General features: G+C 66.6%; 26 protein-coding genes and 2 pseudogenes. 15 read left to right on the top strand and 13 right to left on the bottom strand.

Features of this window, described 5'->3' with window-relative positions; genetic code table 11:
• Positions 1–5: 5 nt before the first annotated feature.
• From A5744_RS02465 to A5744_RS02440, 6 genes and pseudogenes are all read right to left on the bottom strand, one after another.
• Positions 6–338 (bottom strand): TfoX/Sxy family protein, encoded by a 333-nt coding sequence (locus tag A5744_RS02465; protein ID WP_076058039.1) that lies wholly within the window; start codon positions 336–338, stop codon positions 6–8.
• A gap of 111 nt (positions 339–449) precedes the next feature.
• Positions 450–838: pseudogene (locus tag A5744_RS02460) on the bottom strand (nitroreductase/quinone reductase family protein).
• A 115-nt stretch (positions 839–953) separates the two neighbouring features.
• A complete protein-coding gene (locus tag A5744_RS24870; protein WP_076058037.1) occupies positions 954–1,448 on the bottom strand; it encodes a hypothetical protein in 495 nt (164 codons plus the stop codon).
• 286 nt (positions 1,449–1,734) lie between these two features.
• Positions 1,735–2,226: a hypothetical protein gene (locus A5744_RS02450; RefSeq protein WP_076058035.1), complete on the bottom strand. Its 492-nt coding sequence runs from the start codon at positions 2,224–2,226 to the stop codon at positions 1,735–1,737.
• 47 nt (positions 2,227–2,273) lie between these two features.
• The gene (gene lon, locus A5744_RS02445; protein WP_076058033.1) at positions 2,274–4,589 is read right to left on the bottom strand and encodes an endopeptidase La; all 2,316 of its coding nucleotides are present in this window, start codon (positions 4,587–4,589) and stop codon (positions 2,274–2,276) included.
• A 73-nt stretch (positions 4,590–4,662) separates the two neighbouring features.
• Positions 4,663–5,211, bottom strand: coding sequence for an ABATE domain-containing protein (locus A5744_RS02440; RefSeq protein ID WP_076058031.1), 549 nt, complete (start codon positions 5,209–5,211; stop codon positions 4,663–4,665).
• 79 nt (positions 5,212–5,290) lie between these two features.
• Here A5744_RS02440 and A5744_RS02435 point away from each other — a divergent pair, with 79 nt between their 5' ends.
• Complete coding sequence (locus tag A5744_RS02435) at positions 5,291–5,494, top strand: hypothetical protein (protein ID WP_076058029.1); 204 nt, start codon at positions 5,291–5,293, stop codon at positions 5,492–5,494.
• A 71-nt stretch (positions 5,495–5,565) separates the two neighbouring features.
• On the opposite strand, the gene A5744_RS02430 is transcribed toward A5744_RS02435, so the two are convergent.
• Positions 5,566–6,810: an alpha-hydroxy acid oxidase gene (locus tag A5744_RS02430; protein ID WP_076058027.1), complete on the bottom strand. Its 1,245-nt coding sequence runs from the start codon at positions 6,808–6,810 to the stop codon at positions 5,566–5,568.
• A gap of 18 nt (positions 6,811–6,828) precedes the next feature.
• On the opposite strand from A5744_RS02430, the gene A5744_RS02425 reads away from it, so the two are divergent.
• Positions 6,829–7,266, top strand: coding sequence for a DUF1810 domain-containing protein (locus A5744_RS02425; protein ID WP_076058025.1), 438 nt, complete (start codon positions 6,829–6,831; stop codon positions 7,264–7,266).
• On the opposite strand, the gene A5744_RS02420 is transcribed toward A5744_RS02425, so the two are convergent.
• From A5744_RS02420 to A5744_RS02410, 3 genes are read right to left on the bottom strand one after another with little or no spacing between them, the layout of a single operon-like run.
• Positions 7,263–8,582 carry an alpha-amylase family protein gene (locus A5744_RS02420; protein ID WP_076058023.1) on the bottom strand — a complete coding sequence of 440 codons (1,320 nt, stop codon included), beginning with the start codon at positions 8,580–8,582 and terminating at the stop codon, positions 7,263–7,265. The genes A5744_RS02425 and A5744_RS02420 overlap by 4 nt on opposite strands.
• A 10-nt stretch (positions 8,583–8,592) precedes the next feature.
• A complete protein-coding gene (locus A5744_RS02415; RefSeq protein WP_076058021.1) occupies positions 8,593–9,129 on the bottom strand; it encodes an alkyl hydroperoxide reductase in 537 nt (178 codons plus the stop codon).
• A gap of 33 nt (positions 9,130–9,162) precedes the next feature.
• The gene (locus A5744_RS02410; RefSeq protein ID WP_076058019.1) at positions 9,163–9,750 is read right to left on the bottom strand and encodes a peroxiredoxin; all 588 of its coding nucleotides are present in this window, start codon (positions 9,748–9,750) and stop codon (positions 9,163–9,165) included.
• Positions 9,751–9,852: 102 nt separating this feature from the next.
• Here A5744_RS02410 and A5744_RS02405 point away from each other — a divergent pair, with 102 nt between their 5' ends.
• From A5744_RS02405 to A5744_RS02390, 4 genes are read left to right on the top strand one after another with little or no spacing between them, the layout of a single operon-like run.
• Positions 9,853–10,788 carry a hydrogen peroxide-inducible genes activator gene (locus tag A5744_RS02405; protein ID WP_076058017.1) on the top strand — a complete coding sequence of 312 codons (936 nt, stop codon included), beginning with the start codon at positions 9,853–9,855 and terminating at the stop codon, positions 10,786–10,788.
• 41 nt (positions 10,789–10,829) lie between these two features.
• On the top strand, positions 10,830–11,543 hold the full coding sequence (locus A5744_RS02400; RefSeq protein ID WP_076058015.1) for a hypothetical protein: 714 nt from the start codon (positions 10,830–10,832) through the stop codon (positions 11,541–11,543).
• Positions 11,540–11,983 carry a TIGR03618 family F420-dependent PPOX class oxidoreductase gene (locus A5744_RS02395; RefSeq protein WP_076058014.1) on the top strand — a complete coding sequence of 148 codons (444 nt, stop codon included), beginning with the start codon at positions 11,540–11,542 and terminating at the stop codon, positions 11,981–11,983. The genes A5744_RS02400 and A5744_RS02395 overlap by 4 nt, the downstream gene beginning before the upstream one ends.
• A gap of 25 nt (positions 11,984–12,008) precedes the next feature.
• Positions 12,009–12,758: an enoyl-CoA hydratase-related protein gene (locus tag A5744_RS02390; protein ID WP_076058011.1), complete on the top strand. Its 750-nt coding sequence runs from the start codon at positions 12,009–12,011 to the stop codon at positions 12,756–12,758.
• A gap of 4 nt (positions 12,759–12,762) precedes the next feature.
• Here A5744_RS02390 and A5744_RS02385 read toward each other — a convergent pair whose 3' ends face one another.
• The gene (locus A5744_RS02385; RefSeq protein ID WP_076058009.1) at positions 12,763–12,948 is read right to left on the bottom strand and encodes a (2Fe-2S)-binding protein; all 186 of its coding nucleotides are present in this window, start codon (positions 12,946–12,948) and stop codon (positions 12,763–12,765) included.
• 272 nt (positions 12,949–13,220) lie between these two features.
• On the opposite strand from A5744_RS02385, the gene bfr reads away from it, so the two are divergent.
• Positions 13,221–13,700, top strand: a complete 480-nt coding sequence (gene bfr, locus A5744_RS02380) for a bacterioferritin (RefSeq protein WP_076058007.1) — start codon at positions 13,221–13,223, stop codon at positions 13,698–13,700.
• Positions 13,701–13,720: 20 nt separating this feature from the next.
• On the opposite strand, the gene A5744_RS02375 is transcribed toward bfr, so the two are convergent.
• Positions 13,721–14,080 carry an Rv2640c family ArsR-like transcriptional regulator gene (locus tag A5744_RS02375; RefSeq protein ID WP_076058005.1) on the bottom strand — a complete coding sequence of 120 codons (360 nt, stop codon included), beginning with the start codon at positions 14,078–14,080 and terminating at the stop codon, positions 13,721–13,723.
• A gap of 101 nt (positions 14,081–14,181) precedes the next feature.
• On the opposite strand from A5744_RS02375, the gene A5744_RS02370 reads away from it, so the two are divergent.
• The 8 genes and pseudogenes from A5744_RS02370 (at position 14,182) to A5744_RS02330 (ending at position 22,625) form a co-directional block, all read left to right on the top strand.
• Positions 14,182–14,658: an ArsI/CadI family heavy metal resistance metalloenzyme gene (locus A5744_RS02370; RefSeq protein ID WP_076058003.1), complete on the top strand. Its 477-nt coding sequence runs from the start codon at positions 14,182–14,184 to the stop codon at positions 14,656–14,658.
• A pseudogene (gene arsB, locus A5744_RS02365) lies at positions 14,655–16,120 on the top strand (ACR3 family arsenite efflux transporter). Before A5744_RS02370 ends, arsB begins: the two are co-directional and overlap by 4 nt.
• Positions 16,121–16,175: 55 nt before the next feature.
• On the top strand, positions 16,176–18,242 hold the full coding sequence (locus A5744_RS02355) for an MDR family MFS transporter (protein ID WP_076057999.1): 2,067 nt from the start codon (positions 16,176–16,178) through the stop codon (positions 18,240–18,242).
• A 16-nt stretch (positions 18,243–18,258) separates the two neighbouring features.
• Positions 18,259–18,753 carry a carboxymuconolactone decarboxylase family protein gene (locus A5744_RS02350; RefSeq protein WP_076057998.1) on the top strand — a complete coding sequence of 165 codons (495 nt, stop codon included), beginning with the start codon at positions 18,259–18,261 and terminating at the stop codon, positions 18,751–18,753.
• Positions 18,754–18,864: 111 nt separating this feature from the next.
• Positions 18,865–20,217, top strand: coding sequence for a glutamine synthetase family protein (locus A5744_RS02345; protein WP_076057997.1), 1,353 nt, complete (start codon positions 18,865–18,867; stop codon positions 20,215–20,217).
• Complete coding sequence (locus tag A5744_RS02340) at positions 20,214–21,326, top strand: amidohydrolase family protein (protein ID WP_076057996.1); 1,113 nt, start codon at positions 20,214–20,216, stop codon at positions 21,324–21,326. Before A5744_RS02345 ends, A5744_RS02340 begins: the two co-directional genes overlap by 4 nt.
• Before the next feature lie 31 nt (positions 21,327–21,357).
• Positions 21,358–22,191: a lysophospholipid acyltransferase family protein gene (locus A5744_RS02335; protein WP_076057995.1), complete on the top strand. Its 834-nt coding sequence runs from the start codon at positions 21,358–21,360 to the stop codon at positions 22,189–22,191.
• On the top strand, positions 22,191–22,625 hold the full coding sequence (locus A5744_RS02330; RefSeq protein WP_076057994.1) for an SRPBCC family protein: 435 nt from the start codon (positions 22,191–22,193) through the stop codon (positions 22,623–22,625). Before A5744_RS02335 ends, A5744_RS02330 begins: the two co-directional genes overlap by 1 nt.
• A 43-nt stretch (positions 22,626–22,668) precedes the next feature.
• Here the strand turns inward: A5744_RS02330 and A5744_RS02325 are convergent, their stop codons facing one another.
• Positions 22,669–22,959, bottom strand: coding sequence for a DUF732 domain-containing protein (locus A5744_RS02325; RefSeq protein WP_240562941.1), 291 nt, complete (start codon positions 22,957–22,959; stop codon positions 22,669–22,671).
• Between the last annotated feature and the right edge of the window lie 105 nt (positions 22,960–23,064).

Raw genomic sequence — 23,064 nt, 5'->3', positions numbered from 1 at the left:
CCTCCTCATTTGGATGGCAGGCTGCGTGCATAGCCGACGCCGCGCGTCACCCAACCCTGAAGCTGGCGCTTGGTTTTCACGCCCTCGTCGTCAACGCGCAACCAGCCACGGGCTTCGCGGCCCGCCATCACCATGGCGCTGACGTGGTCGCGTTCCAGCAGCTTGTCGGTGTCGTCCGGCGGTACCCGCACCAGCAATCCGCCCTGTCCACTGGCGGCCACGGACATGTTGCCGTTGACCAGGAACGCGAGGCCACCGAACATGCGCTTTTCCTCGACGCCACGCTCGGATCCGAGCAGTTCGCGGATCCGGTTGGCCAGGTCTTCGTCGTAGGCCATGCGCCGACCTTAACGCCGGCGACCGACACGCGCCGAGCCTGTAGTTTCGCAGGCCTCTACTCGTACTTCTCCTGCAGATTTACCGGCTCGGCGAATATGCCGAACACGGTGTCAGTCCAGATCAACTCGAATGGTGAGCAGGTCGCTACCCATCAGGCGCACCACGGCGCTGTTGAGTCGGGGGAGATTGCCCAGCCGCCGCAGCGGGTCGTCGTCGGGCATGAGGTGAGCCGTTCCGTTTCGCCACCGACCGCCAACGCGGACCCGAACTGCGGAGTTGGCCTTGATGTTTCGAACGTAGTCGGACCGGTCACCGTGCTCGGAGACCATCCAGAACTGGTTGTCCACCACGCGACCGCCCACCGCGGTGCGCCGCGGCTGCCCCGACTTGCGGCCACGGTCTCGAGCATGGTCACCGGAAGTTGCCGCCCCACCGGGTTGACCACCAGACGTTGGACGCGGTGGACGACTTGCCGTTTCAGATTGCGAAATTCGGTCATCACTGCGATTCTGCCGCACGTCCGACGAGCGCAAGGCGAAGCCGCAACGGCCAAATGTGGAACAGCCGCCCCCGTTCGGGGGCGGCTGCCACATTCCGGCTTTTATGTGCCGGTTTTAGGTGCCGGGCGTTCCGACATTGCCGCCGACGTTGCCGTTGGCTCCGCCCGCAGGCGTGAACACCTGGAAACCACTAGACGTGTGCACGCCCCACTGGCCCAGGTCCGGGTCGAATACGACCGGAAGCTGGGTTCCGTCGGGGTCACCCACGGGCGGCACCCAGGTGGCCGGCAGTCCGTAGCGGACCGGGTCGTTGTAGTGCCCCGGCGGCGGGAACCGATCCTGTCCCGGCGGAAGCGGGCTGCCGGGTCCATTGCAGTTGACGCCCGGCCCGCCGTTACAAACCGGCCACCCCTGTCCGGGCAACTGCCCGTGACCAGGCACATCCCGGTCTCCCGGCACATTCGGGCCCGGAACGTTCGGGCCCGGGATGTTCGGGCCAGGCCCTGGGATACCCGGGTCGGCCTGGGCCAGACCGGCACCGATTCCGAGTGCCGCGGCCCCTAGGCCGCCGGCCATCGCGGCGGTGGCGGTGATCTTGTTGAGGTTCATGTGAACTCCTTGTCCAGCCTGGCTGCGACGCACGCAGCGCAACAGCATTGACGGTGTTGTTCAGTTATTTCCCCAAGCTCCTGGTTTGGGCCGAGGGAACAGGGGTGGAATCCCCCTGGCTGTTTCGGCTACCCGGGCTCGGAGGCGCGAAAACGCCTTCGGCCAGGTTTATTGGCAGGAATCTTTCAGACAACCTGCATGCGATTAACAGATTCACCACGCAGCAACAGACTGACCAGCGGTGTTGGCCCGGCCACCACGTGCCCGCCATCGGGTGTGAGCATTGTTACCCAGGCCGCGCGGCAGGTACCCCGACGGCGCGCAAAACCCACTCGCGCGGGACGTGGAACGCCAACGACCGGCGGGGGAGGGTGGTCAGCACCGGTTCGGGGATCGCGGTTTTGTACCGCAGTGACAGCTGACCGGAGAATGCGGGATCGACCTGGCTGACATCGACGTCGAGCGCGAGGCCGTCCTTGGAGAACTCCGCCCTGACCGGCCCGCCCTGGGCCGCATCCCAGCGCTGGTCGATTGCTCGGCCCGCCAATTTCGGCACCGTCGACAACGTCCCGAGAACCCGCTGGGGGGTAAGGGCCAGGGAACCGACGTAGCTGCGGACGTTGTGTCCTTTCACCGCGAAACCCGGTACCGAGCCATTGAATCGGAAAGTGACCGGGACGAACTCGGCGAGATGGGTGAGCCCCTCCGATTCGACCTGGGCCCGCAGTTCGGCGGGCAGCTTGCCAATGCGGAGCATCCTGCGCAGGATCACGGCCATCCCCGCACGGTAACGGCCCGGGCCGGCCGGTGCGCCGTTTCCCCGTATCAGGCGGCGGCCGTGGCGGTTTCGGCCACCGGTTCCAGCGCCCGGGCGACGATCTCGGCGACGTCGGTCATCGGCGTGACAGTCAGAGCCTCGAGCACCTCCGCGGGCACGTCGTCCAGATCCGGCTCGTTGCGCGATGGGATGAAAACCGTTGACAGCCCTGCACGTTGGGCAGCGAGCAGCTTCTGCTTCACCCCGCCGATAGGCAGCACGCGGCCGTTGAGCGTGACCTCGCCGGTCATGCCGACGTCGGAGCGGACCTGACGCCCGGTGGCCATCGAGACCAGCGCGGTCACCATCGTGACACCGGCCGACGGACCGTCCTTGGGCACCGCCCCGGCGGGCACGTGCACGTGGATGCGACGGTCCAGGGCCTTGGGGTCAACACCCAGTTCAGCGGCGTGCGAACGTACGTAGGACAGCGCGATCTGCGCCGACTCCTTCATCACGTCGCCCAGCTGACCGGTCAGCTGCAAACCGGGTTCGCCATCGGTTGCGCCTGCCTCGATGTAGAGCACATCGCCGCCCAGGCCGGTCACGGCCAGGCCGGTGGCCACGCCGGGCACCGCGGTGCGTTCCGCCGACTCCGGCGTAAACCGCGGCCGGCCAAGGTAATCGACCAGATCGGGCTCGTCGATGGTCACCGGTTCCTCGGCGATCTTCGTCGTCACCTTGCGCAGCGCCTTGGCCAGCAGGCGTTCGAACTGGCGCACACCCGGTTCGCGGGTGTAGTCGGCGGCGATCTTGCGCAGCGCGGCATCGGTGACGGTGACCTCGTCGTCGTTCAGCGCCGCCCGCTCGCGCTGGCGCGGCAGCAAGTAGTCGCGGGCGATGGCGACCTTGTCGTCCTCGGTGTAGCCGTCGATAGCCACGAGCTCCATCCGGTCCAGCAGGGCCGACGGGATGGTCTCGATCACGTTGGCGGTGGCCAGGAAGACGACGTCGGACAGGTCCAGGTCCAGATCCAAGTAGTGGTCGCGGAACGTGTGGTTCTGCGCCGGGTCGAGCACCTCGAGCAGCGCCGCGCTTGGGTCGCCGCGATAGTCGGATCCGACCTTGTCGATTTCGTCAAGCAGCACAACGGGATTCATCGATCCCGCCTCGCCGATCGCACGCACGATCCGGCCGGGAAGCGCGCCCACGTAGGTGCGCCGATGCCCGCGGATTTCGGCCTCGTCGCGCACCCCACCCAACGCGACGCGCACGAACTTGCGGCCCAGCGCCCGCGCAACGCTCTCACCCAGCGACGTCTTGCCGACACCGGGCGGACCGGCCAGCACCATCACCGCACCCGAGCCGCGGCCGCCGACGACCTGCAGCCCGCGCTGCGCGCGCCGGGTGCGCACGGCCAGGTATTCGACGATGCGGTCCTTCACGTCGTCCAACCCGTGGTGGTCGGCGTCCAGGATCGCCCGCGCGGCCGCCAGGTCCGTCGAATCCTCGGTCTTCACGTTCCAGGGCAGGTCGAGCACGGTGTCCAGCCAGGTGCGGATCCAGCCGCTTTCCGGGCTTTGGTCGCTGGCGCGTTCCAGCTTGCCGACCTCGCGCAGCGCGGCCTCGCGCACCTTCTCGGGCAGGTCGGCGGCCTCGACGCGGGCCCGGTAGTCGTCGGATCCGTCGGGCTCGCCCTCGCCCAATTCCTTGCGGATGGCGGCCAGCTGTTGGCGCAGCAGGAACTCCTTCTGCGTCTTCTCCATGCCCTCGCGCACGTCCTCGGCGATCTTGTCGTTGACCTCGACCTCGGCCAGGTGCTCGCCGGTCCAGTCGATCAGCACGCGCAGCCGCTCGGCGTCGTCGACCGTCTCCAGCAACTGGCGCTTCTGCACATCGGTCAGGTAGGACGCGTAGCCGGACGTGTCCGCCAGCGCCGACGGATCGGTCAGGCTGTTGACGTAGTCGATGATCTGCCAGGCGTCGCGCCGTTGCAGCATGGCCAGCAACAGCTTCTTGTACTCCGCGGCCAGCGCCTTGATGTCGTCGGTCGGCTCGGCCTCGGTGACCTCGGTCACCTCGACCCATAGCGCCGCGCCCGGCCCGCTCGCACCGGCGCCGATCTGCGCCCGGCGCTCACCGCGCACGACGGCGGCGGTGCCACCGCCGGCGATCCGGCCGACTTGCAGGATCTTGGCGATCACGCCGTGGGATGGGTAGCGGTCCTCGAGCCGCGGGGCGATCAGCAGCTGCCCCGAATCGCTGGCCCGGGCTGCGTCGATGGCCGCCCGCGCGGCGTCGTCCAGTGCGATCGGCACGACCATTCCGGGCAACACGATGGTGTCGGTGACGAACAGCACCGGCACTGATGTGGCTTGAGACACTCGTCCTCCAAAGGTTTAGTCTGTTGCGCTCAACCCTGGTCGGACGTGGTTTGTTCCCGGGTAGATCCCCGCGTCAGCGGGCCGCCGCGCGCTGCCGCGCCCGAAAAGCCTGGACCTTCACCTTGTTTCCGCAGGTGCTCATCCCGCACCAGTGCCGGTTTTTCGCTCTGGACGAATCGACGTATAGGCGTGTGCACCCGGGATGCGCGCAACGTTTGACGTTCTCGAGGTCGGGTCCGGCAATGAGGTCGAGCAGATCCGCTGCGAGGCTCGCGAGCAGCCGCGGCACGGTGCCCTCGCGGCGGGTGGCACCGGTGCGGAGCAATCGGGGCGCGAGCTGGGGTTGCGACGCCCATTCGTTGAGCAGCTCGACGTCGGCGGCTTGGGGGCGGCGCCCCTCGAGCCGGGCGATGACGGTCCGGTAGCTGGCCTCGCGCAGGTCGATCGCCGCGACGAGCTCGTCGTCGGTGACATCGATCGCGTCGTCCAGCAGTCCCGCCTGGATCGCCCAGTCCGACAGCAGCCGGGGATCGGTCAGCAGTTCCTCGCGTGCCGACATGCGGTATTTCAGCGTGCCCGCGAAGTCGAGGCACCGCCGGCCGCTCACGTAGACGAATTTCATGTAACCACCTTGACAGGTTTCATGTCGCGGAGCAAGATGTAACTGTCTAAGCCGGTTACTCAGCGAAGGAGTCTTCGACATGATCACGAAAATGCTTGTCAGCGCTGCGATCCTCGGCTCTGTTATTGCGGGAGCGGCGCCGGCCGGCGCCGACCCGAGCCAGTCGGACCAAAACATATTCGGCAGCCTGACCTGCAACTGCCAGCAGACGCCCCCAGCCGGCGGTGCGAGCCAGAGCGACGACATCGAGCGGGGACTCCGGGCGGGTTTCGCTGCCGGCTAGCCAGCTAGGGCGCCCAACGTGCGGCTGGCTTCACGTTCGACATCGAACGTGCGGCTCGCCGCACGCTCACGTCAGTCCGAACGCTCGACGGGGCCCAGCCGCCGCAGCTGCGTCACATGCTTCGGCGAAAGTTCCTCCAGGCAGGTGACACCCAGCAGCCCCATCGTCCTGATCACTCCGGTCTGCAGGATTTCGATGGCGCGGTTGACGCCCGCTTCACCGCCGGCCATCAGCCCGTAGAGATAGGCCCGCCCGACCAGCGCGCACCGCGCCCCCAACGCAATCGCCGCGACGATGTCCGCGCCGGACATGATCCCGGTGTCCACCAGGATCTCGGCGTCGTTGCCGAGCTCGCGGGCGACCACGGGCAATAGGTGGAAGGGCACGGGGGCCCGATCCAATTGGCGGCCACCGTGATTGGACACCACGATGCCGTCGACCCCGCGGTCGACGACGGCGCGGGCATCGTCGAGGGTCTGGATACCTTTGACGACGAGCTTCCCCGGCCATCGGGCCTTGATCCATTCCAGGTCCGCGAAGGTGAGGCTGGGATCGAACATCGTGCTCAGATACTCGCCAACGGTCCCGGACCAGCGATCGAGCGACGCGAACGCCAGCGGCTCGGTGGTCAAGAGATCGAACCACCACTTCGGGTGCGGCACCGCGTCGAGGACGGTTCGCAGCGTCAGCGTCGGCGGGATCGTCATGCCGTTGCGGTTGTCGCGAAACCGCGCACCGGCGACCGGCACATCGACGGTGACCAGCAGGGTGTCGAAACCGGCGTCGGCCGCGCGTTGCACGAGCGCCATCGAGCGCTCGCGGTCGCGCCACATGTACAGCTGAAACCACTTCCGCCCCTGGGGAACAGCGGCCACGAGGTCTTCGATCGCACAGGTACCGAGCGTGGACAGCGCGAACGGAATCCCGGCCCTGGCCGCCGCCCGCGCACCCGCGATTTCGCCCTCGGTGTGCATCAGGCGGGTGAACCCGGTCGGCGCGATCCCGAATGGCAGCACAACCGGCTGGCCGAGCACGTTCCACCCGGCGGTCACGTTGCTGACGTCGCGCAGGATCGTCGGATGAAATTCGATGTCGCGGAACGCTTGTCGGGCACGCTGCAGCGACAACTCGTCCTCGGCGGCGCCGTCGGCATAGTCGAACGCCGCCTTAGGGGTGCGCCGCTTGGCGATTCGCCGCAGATCCTCGATGGTGAAGGCGGCGTCGAGGCGCCGTTTCGTCGCGTTGAACCGGGGTCTCCTGAATTGGATCAGCGGTGCCAGATCGCGCACTTTGGGCACTCGCCGTTTGACCGCCATGTGTGCAACCGTAGTCGTATGGCGTCGGCAGCCGACCCCTTCGACCTGAAGCGTTTCGTGGACGCCCAGGCCCCCGTCTACCGCAGCGTCGTCGAGGAGTTACGCGACGGGCGCAAGCGCGGTCACTGGATGTGGTTCGTGTTTCCGCAACTTCGCGGCCTGGGCAGCAGCCCGATGGCGGACCACTACGGCATCGCCTCCCTCGAGGAAGCCCGCGCCTATCTGCGCCACGACCCGCTAGGCCCGCGATTGCACGAATGCACCCGGCTGGTCAACGAGGTACAGGGGCGTTCGGCCGCGGAGATCTTCGGTTCACCCGACGACCTCAAGCTGCGTTCGTCGATGACGCTGTTCGCCCGCGCGGCCGAGGACAACGGGGACTTCGTGGCGCTCCTCGATCGGTACTACGACGGCGAGGAAGACCAGCTGACCGTGGCTCGGTTGAGGCGTTCCTAGACCGGGCTCAGGATGCGCCAGCCGTGCGCCTCGACGGCCACCGTCTCCACGACGTCCTGGGGCGGGGCCGCCGATCCGGCGACAACCTGGGCCCGAGCCCAGCCCAATTCGTACGGGCCGAGTTCGGACAGGGCCAGCTGGAGGGGCTCGTCGTCGATGTTGAGCGCGACCAGCAAGGCGTTCTCGCCGCTGCGCGTCTCGTAGACGTAGTGCCGGTTGGTCAGCCGCAGCGCGGTGGTCGACGCCGAATGCAGCCAGGCGTGGCGGCGCCGCAGCCCGACGAGGTATTGGTGCAGCGCCCAGATGTCGGTGCCGAATGCGTCCAATTGCACTGGGGGAGAGGCGAACTCCGGGCGGACCGCGTCGTCTCCGCCGTAGCGCTCTTCCTTCACCCCGCGAAACGCGAACTCGTCGCCGGCGTAGACGCTGGGCACGCCCCCCACCGTCAGCTGGATCACCAGCGCGTGCGCCAGGTGCGCGGAGTTTTCCAGCCGGCTGGCAATGCGGGTGACGTCGTGGTTGCCGATAAATGTCAGCGGGGCGAAGCTGGCGAGGAAAGTGTTGTGTCGCTGCAGCGCCCAGTCCAGCTCGAAGAAGTTACCGTCGTTGAGGGCGCTCCAGATGGCCTTCCACAGCTCGTATTGGGTGGCGGAGTCGAACTTGGCCGCATCGACGACGGCGGCGTAGTCGCCGTGGATCAGCTCGCCTACGAACCAGGCATCCGGATGTAGTTCGCGGACCTTCGGCAGCGTCGCGGCCCAGAATTGTTGCGGCACAATATAAGCCGCATCCAGGCGCCAGCCGTCCGCGCCGCGGCGCAACCAGTGTGCCATCACGTCGGCGGTGTACGCGACGACCTCGGGGTTGTCGTGGTTGAGGGTGATGAGTTCGGAATGGCCCTCGAACGTGTGGAATCGACCCGGGCGCCCGCGAAACCAGCCTGCCGCCGCGTCGTTGTGCGGCGCCTCGCGATAGCGCGGAAAGTCGACGCCGACGTGGTTGAACACGCCGTCGAGCAGGATGCGCAGCCCGCGGCGGTGCGCCTCGGCGACGAGGTAGTCGAAGTCGGCGTCGTCACCGAGGCGCGGATCGATGCGGTAGTGATCGGTCGTGTCGTAACCGTGTGTGCGCGAGGCAAAAATCGGGCCCAGCGCGATCCCGGACGCGCCCAACGCGATGGCGTGGTCGAACCAATTCACCAACCGCCGCAGCCGGTGTTCCGCGGGATCCGGCGGCTCGGTCGTCGGAAACGCGCCGACAAACCCCAGGGGATAGACCTGCCACCAGATGGCGTGGGAAACCCAGGACGGCGTCACGTCGCGGCGATCAGCCGACCGCCGCCAGTGTCTGCGAGGCGGTAATCGCCTGTGCCACACCGGCAATGATCGCAGCGGCCTTCAACGCTTCCAGGATGGCCTCGCGGCTGATCCCCGCCTCGCGCAGCGCGTGTTCGTGGGCGACCATACAGTGTGAGCAACCGTTGATCGACGACACCGCGAAGCACCAGAGTTCGAAATTCGCCTTGTCCACACCCGGATTGCCGATCACATTCATGCGCAGTCCGGGCCGCAGATCGTCGTAGGCGCCTTCGAGGAAGCCGCGGCCACGGTAGAAGACATTGTTCATGCCCATGATGGACGCGGCGGCCAGCGCGGCCTGGTATGCCTCTGCGGACAGGTTCTCCGCGGCATCCGTGCCGATCTCGTTGAGTACCTGGGTGTTTCGGGTGGCCACGGCGCTGGCCAACAAGGTGCCCCACAGCTGCTCGGAGTCCAGGACGGTGCTGCGGGTGATCGAGCCCAGGTTGAGCTTGAGATCCTTGGCGTACTCGGGCAGGGCAGCCTTGAGCGTCTCTACGGTCATGTCGCGTCTTCCAATCGTGGTCAGGGCCGGTGATCAGGCAGAGGCCTTGAGCAACTCGCCGGCGTCCAGCGTCGGGTCGCCCTTGCGCCAGTTGCACGCACACAGCTCGTCGGACTGCAGGGCGTCCAGCACGCGCAACACCTCGTCCACGTTACGCCCCACGGATCCCGCAGTCGCCGACACGAATTGGATCTCGTTGTTGGGATCGACGAGGAAGGTCACCCGGTCGGCGACGCCGTCGGCGTTGAGCACCCCGGTGGCTTGGACGAGTTCCCGCTTGATGTCGGACAGCATCGGGAACGGCAGCCGCTTGAGGTCTTCGTGCTGCGCGCGCCACTGGAAGTGCACGAATTCGCTGTCGATCGAGACACCCAGGATTTGTGCGTCGCGGTCGGAGAACTCGTCGTTCAGCTTGCCGAACGCCGCGATCTCTGTCGGGCACACGAAGGTGAAGTCCTTCGGCCAGAAGAACACCACACGCCACTTGCCGGGGTGGTCCTCATTGGTGATCGTGGTGAAGTAGTCGCCGGGTTGCTGGGCGTCGACCTTCGACAGGTCGCCGCCGATCAGCGCGGTGAGCTGGTAGGCGGGGAATTGGTCGCCAATCGTCAGCAATGCCATGTCCGCTCCTTATCTGGACTTAATCAAGATTAGTTGTCTTTCCCAATGTTGCCGTGAGCTCGGTCTAAAGTAAAGGTGATATATCCCACTACACTAATAGGTATGACCGATAAGAGTTTTCAGCCCACCCTCGCCGGGCTACGTGCCTTCGTCGCGGTGGCCGAGAAGCAGCATTTCGGCAGTGCGGCAACCACTCTCGGCGTCAGTCAGTCGACGCTCTCACAGGCTTTGGCGGCGCTGGAAGCCGGCGTCGACACCCGTCTCGTGGAGCGATCGACGCGGCGGGTGCGCGTGACGACCGAGGGGATGCGGCTGTTGCCGTTCGCCCAGGCCGTCGTCGAGGCGATGGGGGCTTTCAGCGCCGCGGCCGCGGGGGCATCGGACCCGCTGCAGGGCACTATGCGGTTGGGATTGATCCCGACGGTGGCGCCGTACGTGTTGCCGTCGGTGTTGGCGGGGCTGGCGAGCCGCCTGCCCGCGCTCACGCTGCGGGTGATCGAAGACCAGACCGAGCGGCTCCTGGCGGCGCTGCGCGACGGCGCGTTGGACGCCGCCCTGATCGCGTTGCCCTCCGATGCGGCCGGCGTCACCGAGATCGCGATCTACGACGAGGATTTCCTGCTCGCGGTGCCGCCCGGGCATCCGCTTTCGGGCAAACAGCGCGTGCCCACCGGCGCGCTGGCGGAGCTGCCGCTGCTCTTGCTGGACGAGGGTCACTGCCTGCGCGATCAGGCCCTGGACGTCTGCCAGAAGGCGGGCGTGCGGGCCGACCTCGCCGATACCCGGGCCGCGTCGCTGGCCACCGCCGTGCAATGCGTGACGGGCGGATTGGGCGTCACGCTGATCCCGCAGAGCGCGGCGCCGGTCGAGGCCGCGCGCAGCCAACTCGGACTCGCGCAGTTTGCGACTCCCCGCCCCGGTCGACGGATAGGCCTGGTGTTCCGTTCCTCGAGCGGTCGCGACGAATCCTATCGGCGGCTCGCCGGGATCATCGGCGAGTCGATCAAGGCTGAGCACAAGGTCCGGCTGATCAAATAGCGGCCCTGTGGACCCGGGGCCTCCGACGGTAGGTTCAGCCCATGGAGAAGGTAATCGCCGTACTGATGCGCACCGAAGCCGACGACGATTGGTGCGCCCGCCAACGGGGCCCCGTCGCCGACGCGCTGTTGGGGCTGGGCCTGCCCGGGTTGTCGGTCAATGTCCGGGACGCCGCGGTGCGCCACTCGCTGATGACGTTGACGACCCTGGACCCGCCGGTCGCCGCGGTGGTCAGCCTGTGGACCCAGCAGTGCTACGGCGACCAGACGGCGGCGGCGCTGGACCTGCTCGCCAAGGAATGCGAACTACTGGGCGCGTACCTGGTGACGGAGTCGGTCCCGCTGGCCGCGCCGGCCGTCGAATCCGGCACTCGCACACCGGGTTTGGCCAACATCGCCCTGCTGCGCCGGCCCGCGGCCCTCGATCAGGAGTCCTGGCTCACGCGCTGGCAGCGCGAGCACACCTCGGTCGCCATCGAAACCCAGTCGACATTCGGTTACACCCAGAACTGGGTGGTACGAACGCTCACCGAGGGCGCGCCGGGAATCTCGGGCATCGTCGAAGAGTTGTTCCCCGCGGAGGCAATCATCGACCTGAAGGCGTTCTTCGGTGCCGCAGATGACGCAGACCTGCAGGACCGGGTGAGCCGGATGGTCGCCAGCACAACTGCATTTGGCGCCAACGAGAACATCGACACCGTGCCCACGAGCCGGTACGTGTTCAAGGCGCCCTTTGGAAGTGAGGACAGCGGATGACGACACTCGACGACGCGGTAGCGCTGGCGACGGCGGAAAGCGGTCTGGCGGTGATATCCACCGTTCGTGCCGACGGGAGCGTGCAGGCTTCGCTGGTCAACGTCGGCCTGCTGCCGCATCCGGCCACCGGCCAACCGTCCCTTGGCTTTACCACATACGGCAAAGTCAAGCTCGCCAACCTGCGGGCGCGGCCGCAACTCGCCGTCACGTTCAAGAACGGTTGGCAGTGGGCCACCGTCGAGGGCCGCGCCGAGCTGGCCGGCCCGGACGACGCGCAGCCCTGGCTGAAAGACGCCGATCAATTGCGGCTCCTGCTCCGCGACGTCTTCACGGCGGCGGGCGGCACGCACGACGACTGGGACGAGTACGACCGGGTGATGGCCACCGAGCGGCGTGCCGTGGTCATGATCGCGCCGACCCGCGTCTACAGCAACGGCTGAATTCACCAACCGTTAGGCTGCAGCCGTGACGCTGCAGATCGACGACGACAAGCGGGTACGCACGCTTACGCTCAACCGGCCCGACGCGCTGAACGCCTTCAACGAAGCCCTCTATGACGCGACAGCCGAGGCGCTGTGGGCCGCCGCCGACGATCCCGAGGTCGCCGTCGTCCTACTGACCGGCGCGGGGCGCGGCTTCAGCGCCGGTACCGATCTCGCCGAGATGCAGGCGCGGATCACCGACCCCGGTTTCACGCCGGGAAAGCATGGCTTCATCGGCTTGATCGACGCGCTCAGCGCGTTTCCGAAGCCGCTGATCTGCGCGGTGAACGGCGTCGGGGTGGGGATCGGCGCCACGATTCTCGGCTACGCGGATCTGGCGTTCATGTCCTCGACCGCGCGCCTGAAATGCCCGTTCACCAGCCTGGGCGTCGCGCCCGAGGCCGCTTCCTCGTATCTGCTGCCGCAGCTGGTGGGCCGGCAGAACGCCGCCTGGTTGCTGATGTCCTCGGAGTGGGTCGATGCCGAAGAGGCGCTGCGGATGGGACTGGTCTGGCGGGTCTGCGATCCGGACGAATTGTTGCCCGAGGCCCGTCGGCACGCCGAAATCCTTGCGGCACGGCCGATTTCGAGCCTGATGGCCGTCAAGCACACGATGGTCGAACCGATCCGTCCGGAGATCGCGGCGGCCAGCGCGCGGGAAAACGCCCATTTCGCCGAGTTGATGGGCGCCCAGGCCAACGCCGCCGCTCTGGCGGACTTCAACAAACGCTGACCGGTTATCGCGAGCGCGCGGGTTCGAGTTGGCGCGCGGATTCGATGATCGCGCGCAACGTGCGCCGGCAGCGCCCGCAGTCGGCGCCGGCCCCGCACGCGGCGGCAATCTCCTTCGACGTGCAGGCACCCCGCGCAACCGCGTCGCACACCGTCTGATTGGTGGCCCCCACACACAGGCATACGTACATCAGCGCATCCCCCGCGTGCGCGCGTAAGCCGTGCGAACCAGCCTCATGTTAGTGGAGTCTAACCTAACTAGGTTAGCCGAGTCTAACCTAACGATAGGTGACCTAAGTCATGCTTCTGAGCCCAGCCATACCTTGCTGAGCGCAGCCATACCTTGCTGGAAGATTCGAAATCGGCGTGGCAAAGTGCTGCTACAAGCCCGGAACGGTGTGCTTCAGCCCAGCCCGCCGGCCGCGCCCAGACATGACGGCCTTCATACCCCTAAGGAGCGATCGTGCAAGGTGATCCGGACGTTTTGCGCCTGCTCAACGAGCAGTTGACCAGCGAGCTCACCGCAATCAACCAATACTTCCTGCATTCCAAGATGCAGGACAACTGGGGCTTCACCGAGCTCGCCGAGCACACCCGCGCCGAGTCCTTCGACGAGATGCGCCACGCCGAGGCGATCACCGATCGCATTTTGCTGCTCGACGGCTTGCCGAACTATCAACGCCTCTTCTCGCTACGCATCGGCCAAACGCTGCGCGAGCAGTTCGAGGCCGACTTGGCCATCGAATACGAGGTGATGGACCGGCTCAAACCCGGCATCATCATGTGCCGCGAAAAGCAGGACAGCACCAGCGCCAACCTCCTCGAGGAGATCGTGGCGGACGAGGAAAAACACATCGACTACCTGGAGACGCAGCTGGAGTTGATGGAGAAGCTGGGCGAGGAGCTTTACTCGGCGCAATGCGTCTCGCGGCCCCCGAGCTGACCCGAGGCGCACAACCTGCGTTAGCGGCAGCAGTTTGGATCGAGCACCGCTCGCAAGGCGTCCAGGGCGTCCCGCCGCGGCCGGTGGTAGACGTTCATGCCTCGCCGTTCCGACGCCACCAACCCTGCCCGCCGTAACTGCGAGAGATGGTGACTCACGGTTGACTCGCCGAGGCCAACCGCCGCGGCGAGATCGCAGTTGCACACCTCGCCGGCCTCCGAGCTGAACAACAGAGAGACGAGCTTGACGCGCACCGGATCGGCCAGCGCCTTGAGGCGCAACGCAATCTCCAAGGCCGCGCTGTCATCAACGGGACCGGCGGCGACGGGCGAGCAACACACCGGCGCGGATACATCCACGGTGGGCAATGTCTTCGGCATGCCAACCATAATGCCACACCTTCTTGACATATATCGAAAAGGTGGCAATATCGGAGCTGCCGTAAGTTCGACATAAGTCACAGAGGTAGGAAGGGGCCATCATGTCCCGCACTCAGCTCGCTCTCAACGTCGACGACCTCGACGAGGCGATCACGTTCTACTCCAAGCTGTTCAACACACCGCCCGCGAAGGTCAAACCGGGCTACGCCAACTTTGCGGTCGCCGATCCGCCCTTGAAGCTCGTCCTCATCGAAAACCGTGGCCAGGGCGGGACTCTCAATCACCTGGGCGTGGAAGTCGAGTCCAGTGACGCGGTGCACGCGGAGATCGCCCGCCTGACCGATGAGGGGATGTTCACCGAAGAAGAAATCGGAACGACGTGTTGCTTCGCGAAGCAGGACAAGGTGTGGGTTTCCGGACCTGGCGGTCATAGGTGGGAGGTGTACACCGTGTTGGCCGACTCAGAGACGTTCGGCGGCAGTCCAGAAGACGCTCGGAACGCCGACGGCGGCGGCTGCGCCTGCAGCGCACCAGCTAGCGACGCCGAGAGCGCCGAAGCGGGAGGCCGTCTTCCGTGACCCTGACGGGGCAGCAGGGCACACATCCGGCCGTTGTCGAGAAGCTTCCGCTTCTCGACCGGCTCCTGCCCGTTTGGATCGCCTCCGCGATGGCCGCCGGCCTGCTGCTGGGTCGCCTCGTCCCGGGCTTGGATACCGCGCTGAATCACGTTCAGCTGGACGGTATTTCGCTGCCTATAGCGTTCGGCTTGCTCGTCATGATGTATCCGGTGCTGGCCAAGGTTCGCTATGACCGGCTCGGTAGCGTCACCGGCGATCGCAAGTTGTTGGTGTGCTCGCTGCTGCTGAACTGGGTGCTCGGTCCTGCGGTCATGTTCGCACTGGCTTGGCTGATGCTGCCTGACCTGCCCGAGTACCGCACCGGCCTGATCATCGTCGGTCTTGCACGCTGCATAGCCATGGTCATCATCTGGAACGACCTGGCCCGTGGAGACCGCGAGGCCGCAGCGGTCCTGGTGGCCCTCAACTCGCTGTTCCAAGTCGCGACGTTTGCTGTCCTGGGCTGGTTCTACCTGTCGGTCCTGCCCGGATTGCTCGGCCTGGAACAGACCACCGTCCGCACCTCGCCGTGGCAGATCGCCAAGTCGGTGCTCATTTTCCTTGGCATCCCACTGCTGGCGGGCTACCTGTCCCGACGACTCGGCGAGAACGCCAAGGGACGCCGCTGGTACGAGGCGACGTTCCTGCCCAAGATCGGCCCGTGGGCGCTGTACGGGTTGCTCTTCACCATCGTCATCCTGTTCGCGCTTCAAGGTGACCAGATCACCCACCGCCCGCTCGACGTCGCCCGCATCGCTCTGCCGCTGCTCGTCTACTTCGCGGTCATGTGGGTGGGCGGCTACGTGCTCGGGTGGGTGCTCGGGCTCGGATACCAACGCACCACCACCGTGGCATTCACGGCCGCGAGCAACAACTTCGAACTCGCCATCGCGGTCGCCATCGCCACCTATGGCGCGGCGTCCGGGCAGGCACTCGCCGGCGTCGTCGGACCCCTCATCGAAGTGCCCGTGCTCGTCGGCCTGGTCTACGTCTCCCTGGCCATCCGACGCCAATTCGCATGAAAACGCCGGCCGTTCTGTTCCTATGCACCCACAATGCGGGGCGATCACAAATGGCGATGGGATTTTTCAAACACCTCGCGGGCGACCAAGCCAACGTCTACTCGGGCGGCTCAAAACCCGCTGAAGAAGTAAATCCCGCCGCCGTCGCAGCCATGGCCGAAAGCGGCGTCGACATCGCCACCGAACGACCGAAGCAGTGGACATTGGACATGCTCGAAGCCGTAGACGTGGTAATCACCATGGGATGCGGCGACTCCTGCCCGATCCTGCCCGGAGTCCGCTACGAAGAATGGGCCCTTCCCGACCCGGCGGGCCAACCCCTTGAGGCCGTACGCCCGATCCGCGACGAGATAAAGCGCCGGGTGGAAAGGCTGTTGAATCAGCTGGGAGTTCAGCACTAGATTGCCGCTGCCTCACCCTGGGCATCCCTAAGCATCGAACGACGGGAAGGCAGGCATGACGAGGACGACACCATCAGCGATCCCGGCCAGCCCAGCCGCCGAGCATGCACCCGACGTCGCGGTCGATCCACAGCGACGGAATTTCATCTTCGTGGCGGTCTTGCTCGGCATGCTGATGGCCGCGCTGGACCAGACGATCGTGGCGACCGCGCTGCCGACCATCGTCGCCAATCTCGGTGGGGCGGGCCATCAGTCGTGGATTGTCACGAGCTACCTGCTTGCGTCGACCATCATGACCGCGCTGGTCGGCAAGTTCGGCGACCTGTTCGGCCGCAAGAGGGTCTTCCAGGCGGCCGTCGTGTTCTTCGTCGCCGGGTCGGTGCTCTGCGGCCTTTCGACTTCGATGGGGATGCTGGTCGCGTCGCGCGCGCTGCAGGGCATCGGCGGCGGCGGGCTCATGGTGACCGCCATGGCATTGATCGGCGAAGTGATTCCGCTCCGGGATCGCGGCCGCTACCAGGGCGCGATGGGCGCGGTATTCGGCGTCACCACCGTGATCGGGCCGCTGCTCGGCGGGTACTTCACCGATCACTTGACCTGGCGCTGGGCTTTCTGGATCAACGTGCCCATTTCGATCGTGGTTTTCTTCGTCGCCGCGGCGGCCATCCCGGCGCTGTCCGAGCGCACCAAACCGGTCATCGACTACACCGGGATCCTGTTGGTCGGCCTGGGCGCCTCGGGCCTGACCCTGGCCACCAGCTGGGGCGGCACCACGTACCCGTGGGGCTCGGCGACGATCGTCGGGTTGTTCGCGGGTTCCGCGGTGGCCCTGGGGATCTTCGTCTGGGTGGAAAGCCGCGTCGCCGCGCCGATTCTGCCGACCCGGCTATTCGGCAGCCCGGTGTTCACGGTGTGCTGCGTGCTCTCGTTCGTGGTCGGGTTCGCGATGCTGGGCGCGCTGACATTCCTGCCGACCTACATGCAGTTCGTGGACGGCGTCTCGGCGACGACGTCGGGCCTGCGCACGCTGCCGATGGTGGTGGGCATGCTGACCACCTCGATGGGCAGCGGCGCCCTGGTCGGCCGCACGGGCAGATACAAGATCTTTCCGGTCGCGGGCACCGCGGTGATGGCGGTGGCGTTTTTCCTGATGTCGCGGATGGACCCGTCGACATCGACCGTGGTGCAGTCGGTATTCCTGGTCATCCTCGGCGCGGGGATCGGGATGTGCATGCAGACCCTGGTCCTGATCGTCCAGAACACCTCGAGCTTCGACGACCTCGGCGTCGCCACCTCGGGCGTCACCTTCTTCCGCACGATCGGCAGTTCGTTCGGCGCGGCCATCTTCGGCTCGCTGTTCAACAACTTCCTGCACAGCCGGATCGGTCCGGCGCTGGCCGCCAGCCACGCGCCCGCCGCAGCGGCCGCCTCGCCGGCGGCCCTGCACCGGCTGCCGCACTCGATGGCGGCCCCGATCGTGGCCGCCTATGCCGACTCGCTCACCCGGGTGTTCCTCTGGGCGGTGCCGGTCGCACTGGTCGGGTTTGTCCTAGCGCTGTTTCTGCGCGAAGTGCCGCTGCGGGGGATCGGCAACAACCGCGGCGACATCGGCGAGGCGTTCGCCATGCCCACCAGCCAATCGCCAGACGAGATGCTGGAGACCGCGATCGGCCGGCTGCTGCGGGGCGCTCCCGGCATGCGGCTGCGCAGCATCGCCATGAGGCCCGACTGCCGGCTCGACGTCGCCGGGTTGTGGGGCGTCCTGCGGATCTACCGCTATCAGCAGATATACGGGGCGGCCCGGCTCACCGACATCGCCGACACGCTGCGGATCCCTTTCGAGGTGCTGGAGCCCACCTTCGGCCGCCTCGTCGCCGGCGGTTTGGTGCAGGGCGACGGCGACCAAATGTGGTTGACCCAATCCGGCGTCCAGCATGTCGATTACGTGTATTCGCTGCTGGTGGCCTGGATACTCGACAAGCTGGCCCGTTCACCGAGTTTCGAGGGCAGGCCGGACCGCCGCCAAGTGGAGGCCGCCATGGAACGCATCGCGCATCGGGTTCTGGCACAACGCGAGTGGCACGACGAACAGCCGACGATCGCCATACCGCAAACGGGCTAGGGCGTACCATCACGCCATGAGCCGAATCGGAACCTTCGCGGACGACGACGTCTACAGCTGGGCCACGAAATCGCCTGACCTTGGCGGCGCCATGGCTAAATTCAGCCAAGCGGTCTACACCAAGAACCGGCTGCCGCTACGCACCCGCGAGCTGGCCCGCGCGGTGATCGCGCACAACAACGAGTGCATTGTCTGCCTCAACACGCGCGACGCCGACGGCCCCGCAGAAGGTGTCGACGAGCAGCTCTACTACCACGCTGCGGAGTGGCGTACTTGGCCCGGCTACAGCGAACAGGAGCGGCTGGCGGCCGAATTCGCTTACCGCTTCGCCACCGAGCACACGAAGCTCCGCGAGGATGAAGACTTCTGGAGCCGCGCCCGCGAGCACTTCTCCGAGGAATTGCTCGCCGACCTCGCGATCTCGTGCGGGCTCTGGATCGGAATGGGGAGAGTCTTACGCACCCTCGATATCGGCCAGGCCTGCAAGCTGACCTTGCCCAGCCGCGCCTGACCGGCACGCGCCGACGCGCTCAATTGCTCCGCGACACATAAACGTCAGCCACGACACGCCGAAAAGCGTCGCAGCCGTTTATGTTTCGCGGGCATGAAGGACACCCTTGCTATGACAGCCACACCGCTTGCCGCCGCGGCGATCGCCCAGCTCGAGGGCGAGGGGGTCGACACCGTCATCGGCACCGTGGTGAACCCGGCCGGGCTCACGCAGGCCAAAACGGTGCCGATCCGGCGGACCAACACATTCGCCGACCCAGGCCTGGGTGCCAGTCCAACCTGGCACGCGTTCGCCATCGACCAGACCGGCATCGCCTTCACCGACGACGTCGGCGTGGTGGGCGATCAGCGTCTCCGCATCGACCTGTCGGCGCTGCGCATCATCGGCGACGGGTTGGCGTGGGCGCCGGCCGCGTTCTTCGAACAGGACGGCAAACCCGTTCCCGGATGCAGCCGCGGAACGCTGACGCGAATCGAGGCCGCACTCACCGAGGCGGGCATCGAGGCGGCCATCGGCCACGAAATCGAGTTCTTATTGGTCGAGCCCGACGGTGCGCGGCTCCCGTCGGTGTTGTGGGCGCAGTACGGCCTTGCCGGCGTGCTCGAGCACGAAGCTTTCGTCCGTGATGTCATCGCGACGGCGAGCACCGCCGGCGTCGGGATCGAGCAGTTTCACCCCGAATCCGGCGCCAACCAATTCGAGATGTCGTTGTCCCCGCTACCGCCGGTGGCCGCGGCCGACCAGCTGGTGGTGGCCCGGATTATCATCGGCCGGGCAGCCCGCCGCCATGGGCTGCGCGTCAGCCTGTCGCCGGCCCCGTTTGCCGGCAGCGTCGGATCCGGTGCACACCAGCACTTCTCGCTGATCACGCCCGACGGACCGCTGTTCTCCGACGGGACCGGGGCCGCCGGCATGACACCGGCGGGGGAGAGCGCGGTAGCCGGGGTGATCAGCGGGCTGCCGGAGGCGCAGGGGGTGCTATGCGGATCGATCGTGTCCGGCCTAAGGATGCGGCCCGGTAACTGGGCCGGCGCCCATGTGTGCTGGGGCACCGAGAACCGCGAGGCCGCAGTGCGGTTCATCAAGGGCGGCCCGGGCAGCGCGCACGGAGGCAATGTCGAGGTGAAGATCGTCGACCCCTCCGCGAATCCCTACCTTGCGTCGGCGGCGATTCTTGGGCTGGCCCTCGACGGGATCCGCCGCGACGCGACACTGCCGCCGGAAGCGACGGTAGATCCGGCAAAACTGTCCGCCTCGGAGCGCAAGCGCATCGGTGTGCTGCGGCTTGCCGAGGATCAGATGGAAGCGATTGCCGCACTGGATAATTCGAAGCTGTTGCGTGGCATCTTGGGCGATGCCGCCGTCGACATGGTCGTCGCGATCCGACGTCTGGAGCATGAGCGGTACGGCACCCTGGACGCCGAGCGGCTGGCGGACAAGTTTCGGATGGCCTGGAGCCTGTGACGGTGTCCGATCCGTCGGATCTGGCGCAGCAGATCGGCCAAGTGCCGTTGATCGATCAGCACGTCCACGGGTGCTGGTTGGCGCCGGGGGACCGGGCACGCTTCGAGAACGCGCTCAACGAGGCCAACACCGACGCGCTCACGTATCCGGGTTTCGACTCGCAACTCGGCTTCGCCGTGCGTAGCCACTGCGCCCCCATCCTGGGGTTGCCCAAACACCCCGAACCCCAAGCATATTGGGAACGCCGCAGCCAGTTTACCGAGGACGAGCTGGCCCGGCTCTTCCTGCGGGCTGCCGGGGTGAGCGACTGGCTGGTGGACACCGGGATCGGCGCCGACGTCGCGGACGTCGACAAGGTGAGCGCGCTTTCCGGCGCCCGAGCTCACGAGATCGTTCGGCTCGAGCAAGTGGCCGAGCAGGCCGCGCAAGCACCCGGCGACTACGCGTCGGCGTTCGAGGAGATCCTGCAGCGGCGAATGGCCACGGCCGTAGGTGCCAAGTCCATCCTGGCCTACCGGGGCGGGTTCGACGGCGACTTGAGCGAGCCCTCGCCCGCGGAGGTGGCCGCGGCCGCCGGCCGTTGGCGCGATCGCGGCGGCGTGCGGCTGCAAGACCGCGTCCTGCTGCGCTTCGGGTTGCATCAGGCGCTGCGGGTCGGCAAGCCGCTGCAATTCCACGTCGGCTTCGGCGACCGGGACTGCGATCTGCACAAGGCCAACCCGCTGTATCTGCTCGACTTCCTGCGGCAGGCCGGCGACACCCCGATCGTGCTGCTGCACTGCTATCCCTACGAGCGCGAGGCCGGCTACCTGGCCCAGGCGTTCAACAACGTCTACCTGGACGGCGGGCTGAGCGTGAACCACCTGGGGGCACGATCGCCGGCGTTCATCGCGCGGACGCTGGAGATGGCGCCCTTCCGCAGAATTCTGTATTCCTCGGATGGGTTCGGCCCCGCGGAATTGCATTTTCTCGGTGCGGCCTTGTGGCGCAAGGGCATTCATCGCGTGTTGAGCGAATTCGTCGCCCAAGGGGACTGGAGCGAGGTCGATGCGATCCGGGTGGTCGGCCTGATCGCCCACGAGAACGCCGCCCGCATCTACCGCGTTTGACCCCCGGTGAGACCGGGGTACCCCTGCCGTTATGGCGACCCTGGGGGATGTCTTGGAGTGGGCGCGCCACCAAGTGGTGTCGCGCGTGCCCAAGGCCGACCTCGACCAGCGCGATCCCGACTACATCCGCGACCAGCTGCCCGGCACCTGGCTGCTGGCGTCGCTGTACTTCAGGGCCGACGTGCGGGGCCTGGATCGAATTCCGCCCGAGGGCCCCGTGCTGCTGGTCGGCAACCACAGCGGCGGCAACGTGCCGCCCGACACATTCGTCTTCACGCTCGCGTTCTGCTCGTACTTCGGGGTTGAACGACCCTTCTACCAGCTGGCGCACAACCTCGTCGTCTCCGCACCGCCGCTGGGGTGGCTGCGCAAATTCGGCACCGTCGCCGCGAACCACGAGAACGCCCGGCTGGCACTGGAGTCCGGAGCGGCGCTGCTGGTCTATCCCGGCGGCGACTACGAGGTGTTCCGGCCGTCGTGGGAGCGCCACACGGTCGACTTCGGCGGGCGCATGGGTTACGTGCGGCTGGCCCGCGAGGCGGGAGTGCCCATCGTGCCCGTCGCCAGCGTCGGCGGCCAGGAGAGCGCGCTGTTCCTCGATCGAGGTCAGTGGCTGGCCAAGCTGCTGATGACGGATAAGTTGTTGCGGCTCAAGAGCATTCCGATATCGCTGGCGCTGCCGTGGGGGCTGAACATCAGCGACCTCGCCGGCCACATCCCGCTGCCCACCAAGATCGCGATCGAGGTGCAGGAACCGATCGAGGTCGACGGCGACGACCAGGCGGTGCACGACAAGGTGATAGCCAGCCTGCAGGGCGGCGTCGACCGCTTGGCCGCCAAACGCCGATTTCCGGTGATCGGCTGATGCGCGTCGAACGCCGATGCGTGATCAACGCGGACCGCGACACGGTCTGGAAGATCGTCAGCGACCCGGACTGCTACCCGTCGTTCATGACGAGCCTCGAACGCTGGGAGACGTCGGGCGAGCAGCGCAGCGGGGTCGGCGCGCGCTACACCGTGCACTGGAAGATCGGCTCGGTTCCCGTCGGCGGCCTGGTCGAGGTGGTCGAGTTCGACGACCGTCGCGACTTGGCTTGGGTCGGCATCACCGGGGTCAACCTGCGCGGGCGAATCCGGCTGCGCGACAGCGGGGAGGGCAAGACGAGGGTGACGTTCCGGCTCTCGTATCAGGCGCCCGGCGGCATATTGGGCTACATCGCCGACCGGATCGCGGTACGTCAGGTCGGGCGCAACCTGTCCGCCACGCTGAAATGCCTCAAGGGGCTCATCGAAGGCTAGCTGCCTTCTTAGCTGTCCTCTCAGCTGCCTTCTTAGCCGTCCTTTAGCTGCCCTTCGGGGTGTACTGCGGGCAATATTCCTTGATGCTCACCCCGACGAAGTAGCCGGAATGATAGGCGGGCATGCTGCTGCTGTTCAGCACGTCGGCCGCCACCTGGTTGGGCGTCATGCCCTGGTCGAGTTTCTGACAAACCATGTGACCGGCCTCGATCGCGTGATTGGCCGATACGTGATCGGTGATGCCCTCGGACTTGAGCGCTTTGAGAAATTTGTCGTCGTTGGTATCGGCGTGAGCGGTCGGTACCGCCGCGAACGGGCCCAGCACCGCTACCATGACAGCCACGATCAAGCGAATAGCCATATATGGATTTCCCCCATTGTCGCCGCAGGCAGCGCTGGCAGCATTCGCTGGCAGTGGCCGCGGCCCAACCTCTTTGAA

The sequence above is a fragment of the Mycobacterium sp. IS-1264 genome (assembly GCF_001954195.1).
Lineage (GTDB): Bacteria > Actinomycetota > Actinomycetes > Mycobacteriales > Mycobacteriaceae > Mycobacterium.
Note: the sequence above shows the minus strand (reverse complement) of the source record. Positions and strands in the feature narration are given on the sequence as shown.

Bases quoted from the DNA above. Each gene is read 5' to 3' on its own strand.
- A5744_RS02465 (WP_076058039.1), bottom strand. From the start codon at position 338: ATGGCCTACGACGAAGACCTGGCCAACCGGATCCGCGAACTGCTCGGA.
- A5744_RS24870 (WP_076058037.1), bottom strand. From the start codon at position 1,448: ATGAACCTCAACAAGATCACCGCCACCGCCGCGATGGCCGGCGGCCTA.
- A5744_RS02450 (WP_076058035.1), bottom strand. From the start codon at position 2,226: ATGGCCGTGATCCTGCGCAGGATGCTCCGCATTGGCAAGCTGCCCGCC.
- A5744_RS02440 (WP_076058031.1), bottom strand. From the start codon at position 5,211: ATGAAATTCGTCTACGTGAGCGGCCGGCGGTGCCTCGACTTCGCGGGC.
- A5744_RS02435 (WP_076058029.1), top strand. From the start codon at position 5,291: ATGATCACGAAAATGCTTGTCAGCGCTGCGATCCTCGGCTCTGTTATT.
- A5744_RS02430 (WP_076058027.1), bottom strand. From the start codon at position 6,810: ATGGCGGTCAAACGGCGAGTGCCCAAAGTGCGCGATCTGGCACCGCTG.
- A5744_RS02425 (WP_076058025.1), top strand. From the start codon at position 6,829: ATGGCGTCGGCAGCCGACCCCTTCGACCTGAAGCGTTTCGTGGACGCC.
- A5744_RS02415 (WP_076058021.1), bottom strand. From the start codon at position 9,129: ATGACCGTAGAGACGCTCAAGGCTGCCCTGCCCGAGTACGCCAAGGAT.
- A5744_RS02410 (WP_076058019.1), bottom strand. From the start codon at position 9,750: ATGGCATTGCTGACGATTGGCGACCAATTCCCCGCCTACCAGCTCACC.
- A5744_RS02405 (WP_076058017.1), top strand. From the start codon at position 9,853: ATGACCGATAAGAGTTTTCAGCCCACCCTCGCCGGGCTACGTGCCTTC.
- A5744_RS02400 (WP_076058015.1), top strand. From the start codon at position 10,830: ATGGAGAAGGTAATCGCCGTACTGATGCGCACCGAAGCCGACGACGAT.
- A5744_RS02395 (WP_076058014.1), top strand. From the start codon at position 11,540: ATGACGACACTCGACGACGCGGTAGCGCTGGCGACGGCGGAAAGCGGT.
- A5744_RS02385 (WP_076058009.1), bottom strand. From the start codon at position 12,948: ATGTACGTATGCCTGTGTGTGGGGGCCACCAATCAGACGGTGTGCGAC.
- A5744_RS02375 (WP_076058005.1), bottom strand. From the start codon at position 14,080: ATGCCGAAGACATTGCCCACCGTGGATGTATCCGCGCCGGTGTGTTGC.
- A5744_RS02370 (WP_076058003.1), top strand. From the start codon at position 14,182: ATGTCCCGCACTCAGCTCGCTCTCAACGTCGACGACCTCGACGAGGCG.
- A5744_RS02355 (WP_076057999.1), top strand. From the start codon at position 16,176: ATGACGAGGACGACACCATCAGCGATCCCGGCCAGCCCAGCCGCCGAG.
- A5744_RS02350 (WP_076057998.1), top strand. From the start codon at position 18,259: ATGAGCCGAATCGGAACCTTCGCGGACGACGACGTCTACAGCTGGGCC.
- A5744_RS02345 (WP_076057997.1), top strand. From the start codon at position 18,865: ATGACAGCCACACCGCTTGCCGCCGCGGCGATCGCCCAGCTCGAGGGC.
- A5744_RS02335 (WP_076057995.1), top strand. From the start codon at position 21,358: ATGGCGACCCTGGGGGATGTCTTGGAGTGGGCGCGCCACCAAGTGGTG.
- A5744_RS02330 (WP_076057994.1), top strand. From the start codon at position 22,191: ATGCGCGTCGAACGCCGATGCGTGATCAACGCGGACCGCGACACGGTC.
- A5744_RS02325 (WP_240562941.1), bottom strand. From the start codon at position 22,959: ATGGTAGCGGTGCTGGGCCCGTTCGCGGCGGTACCGACCGCTCACGCC.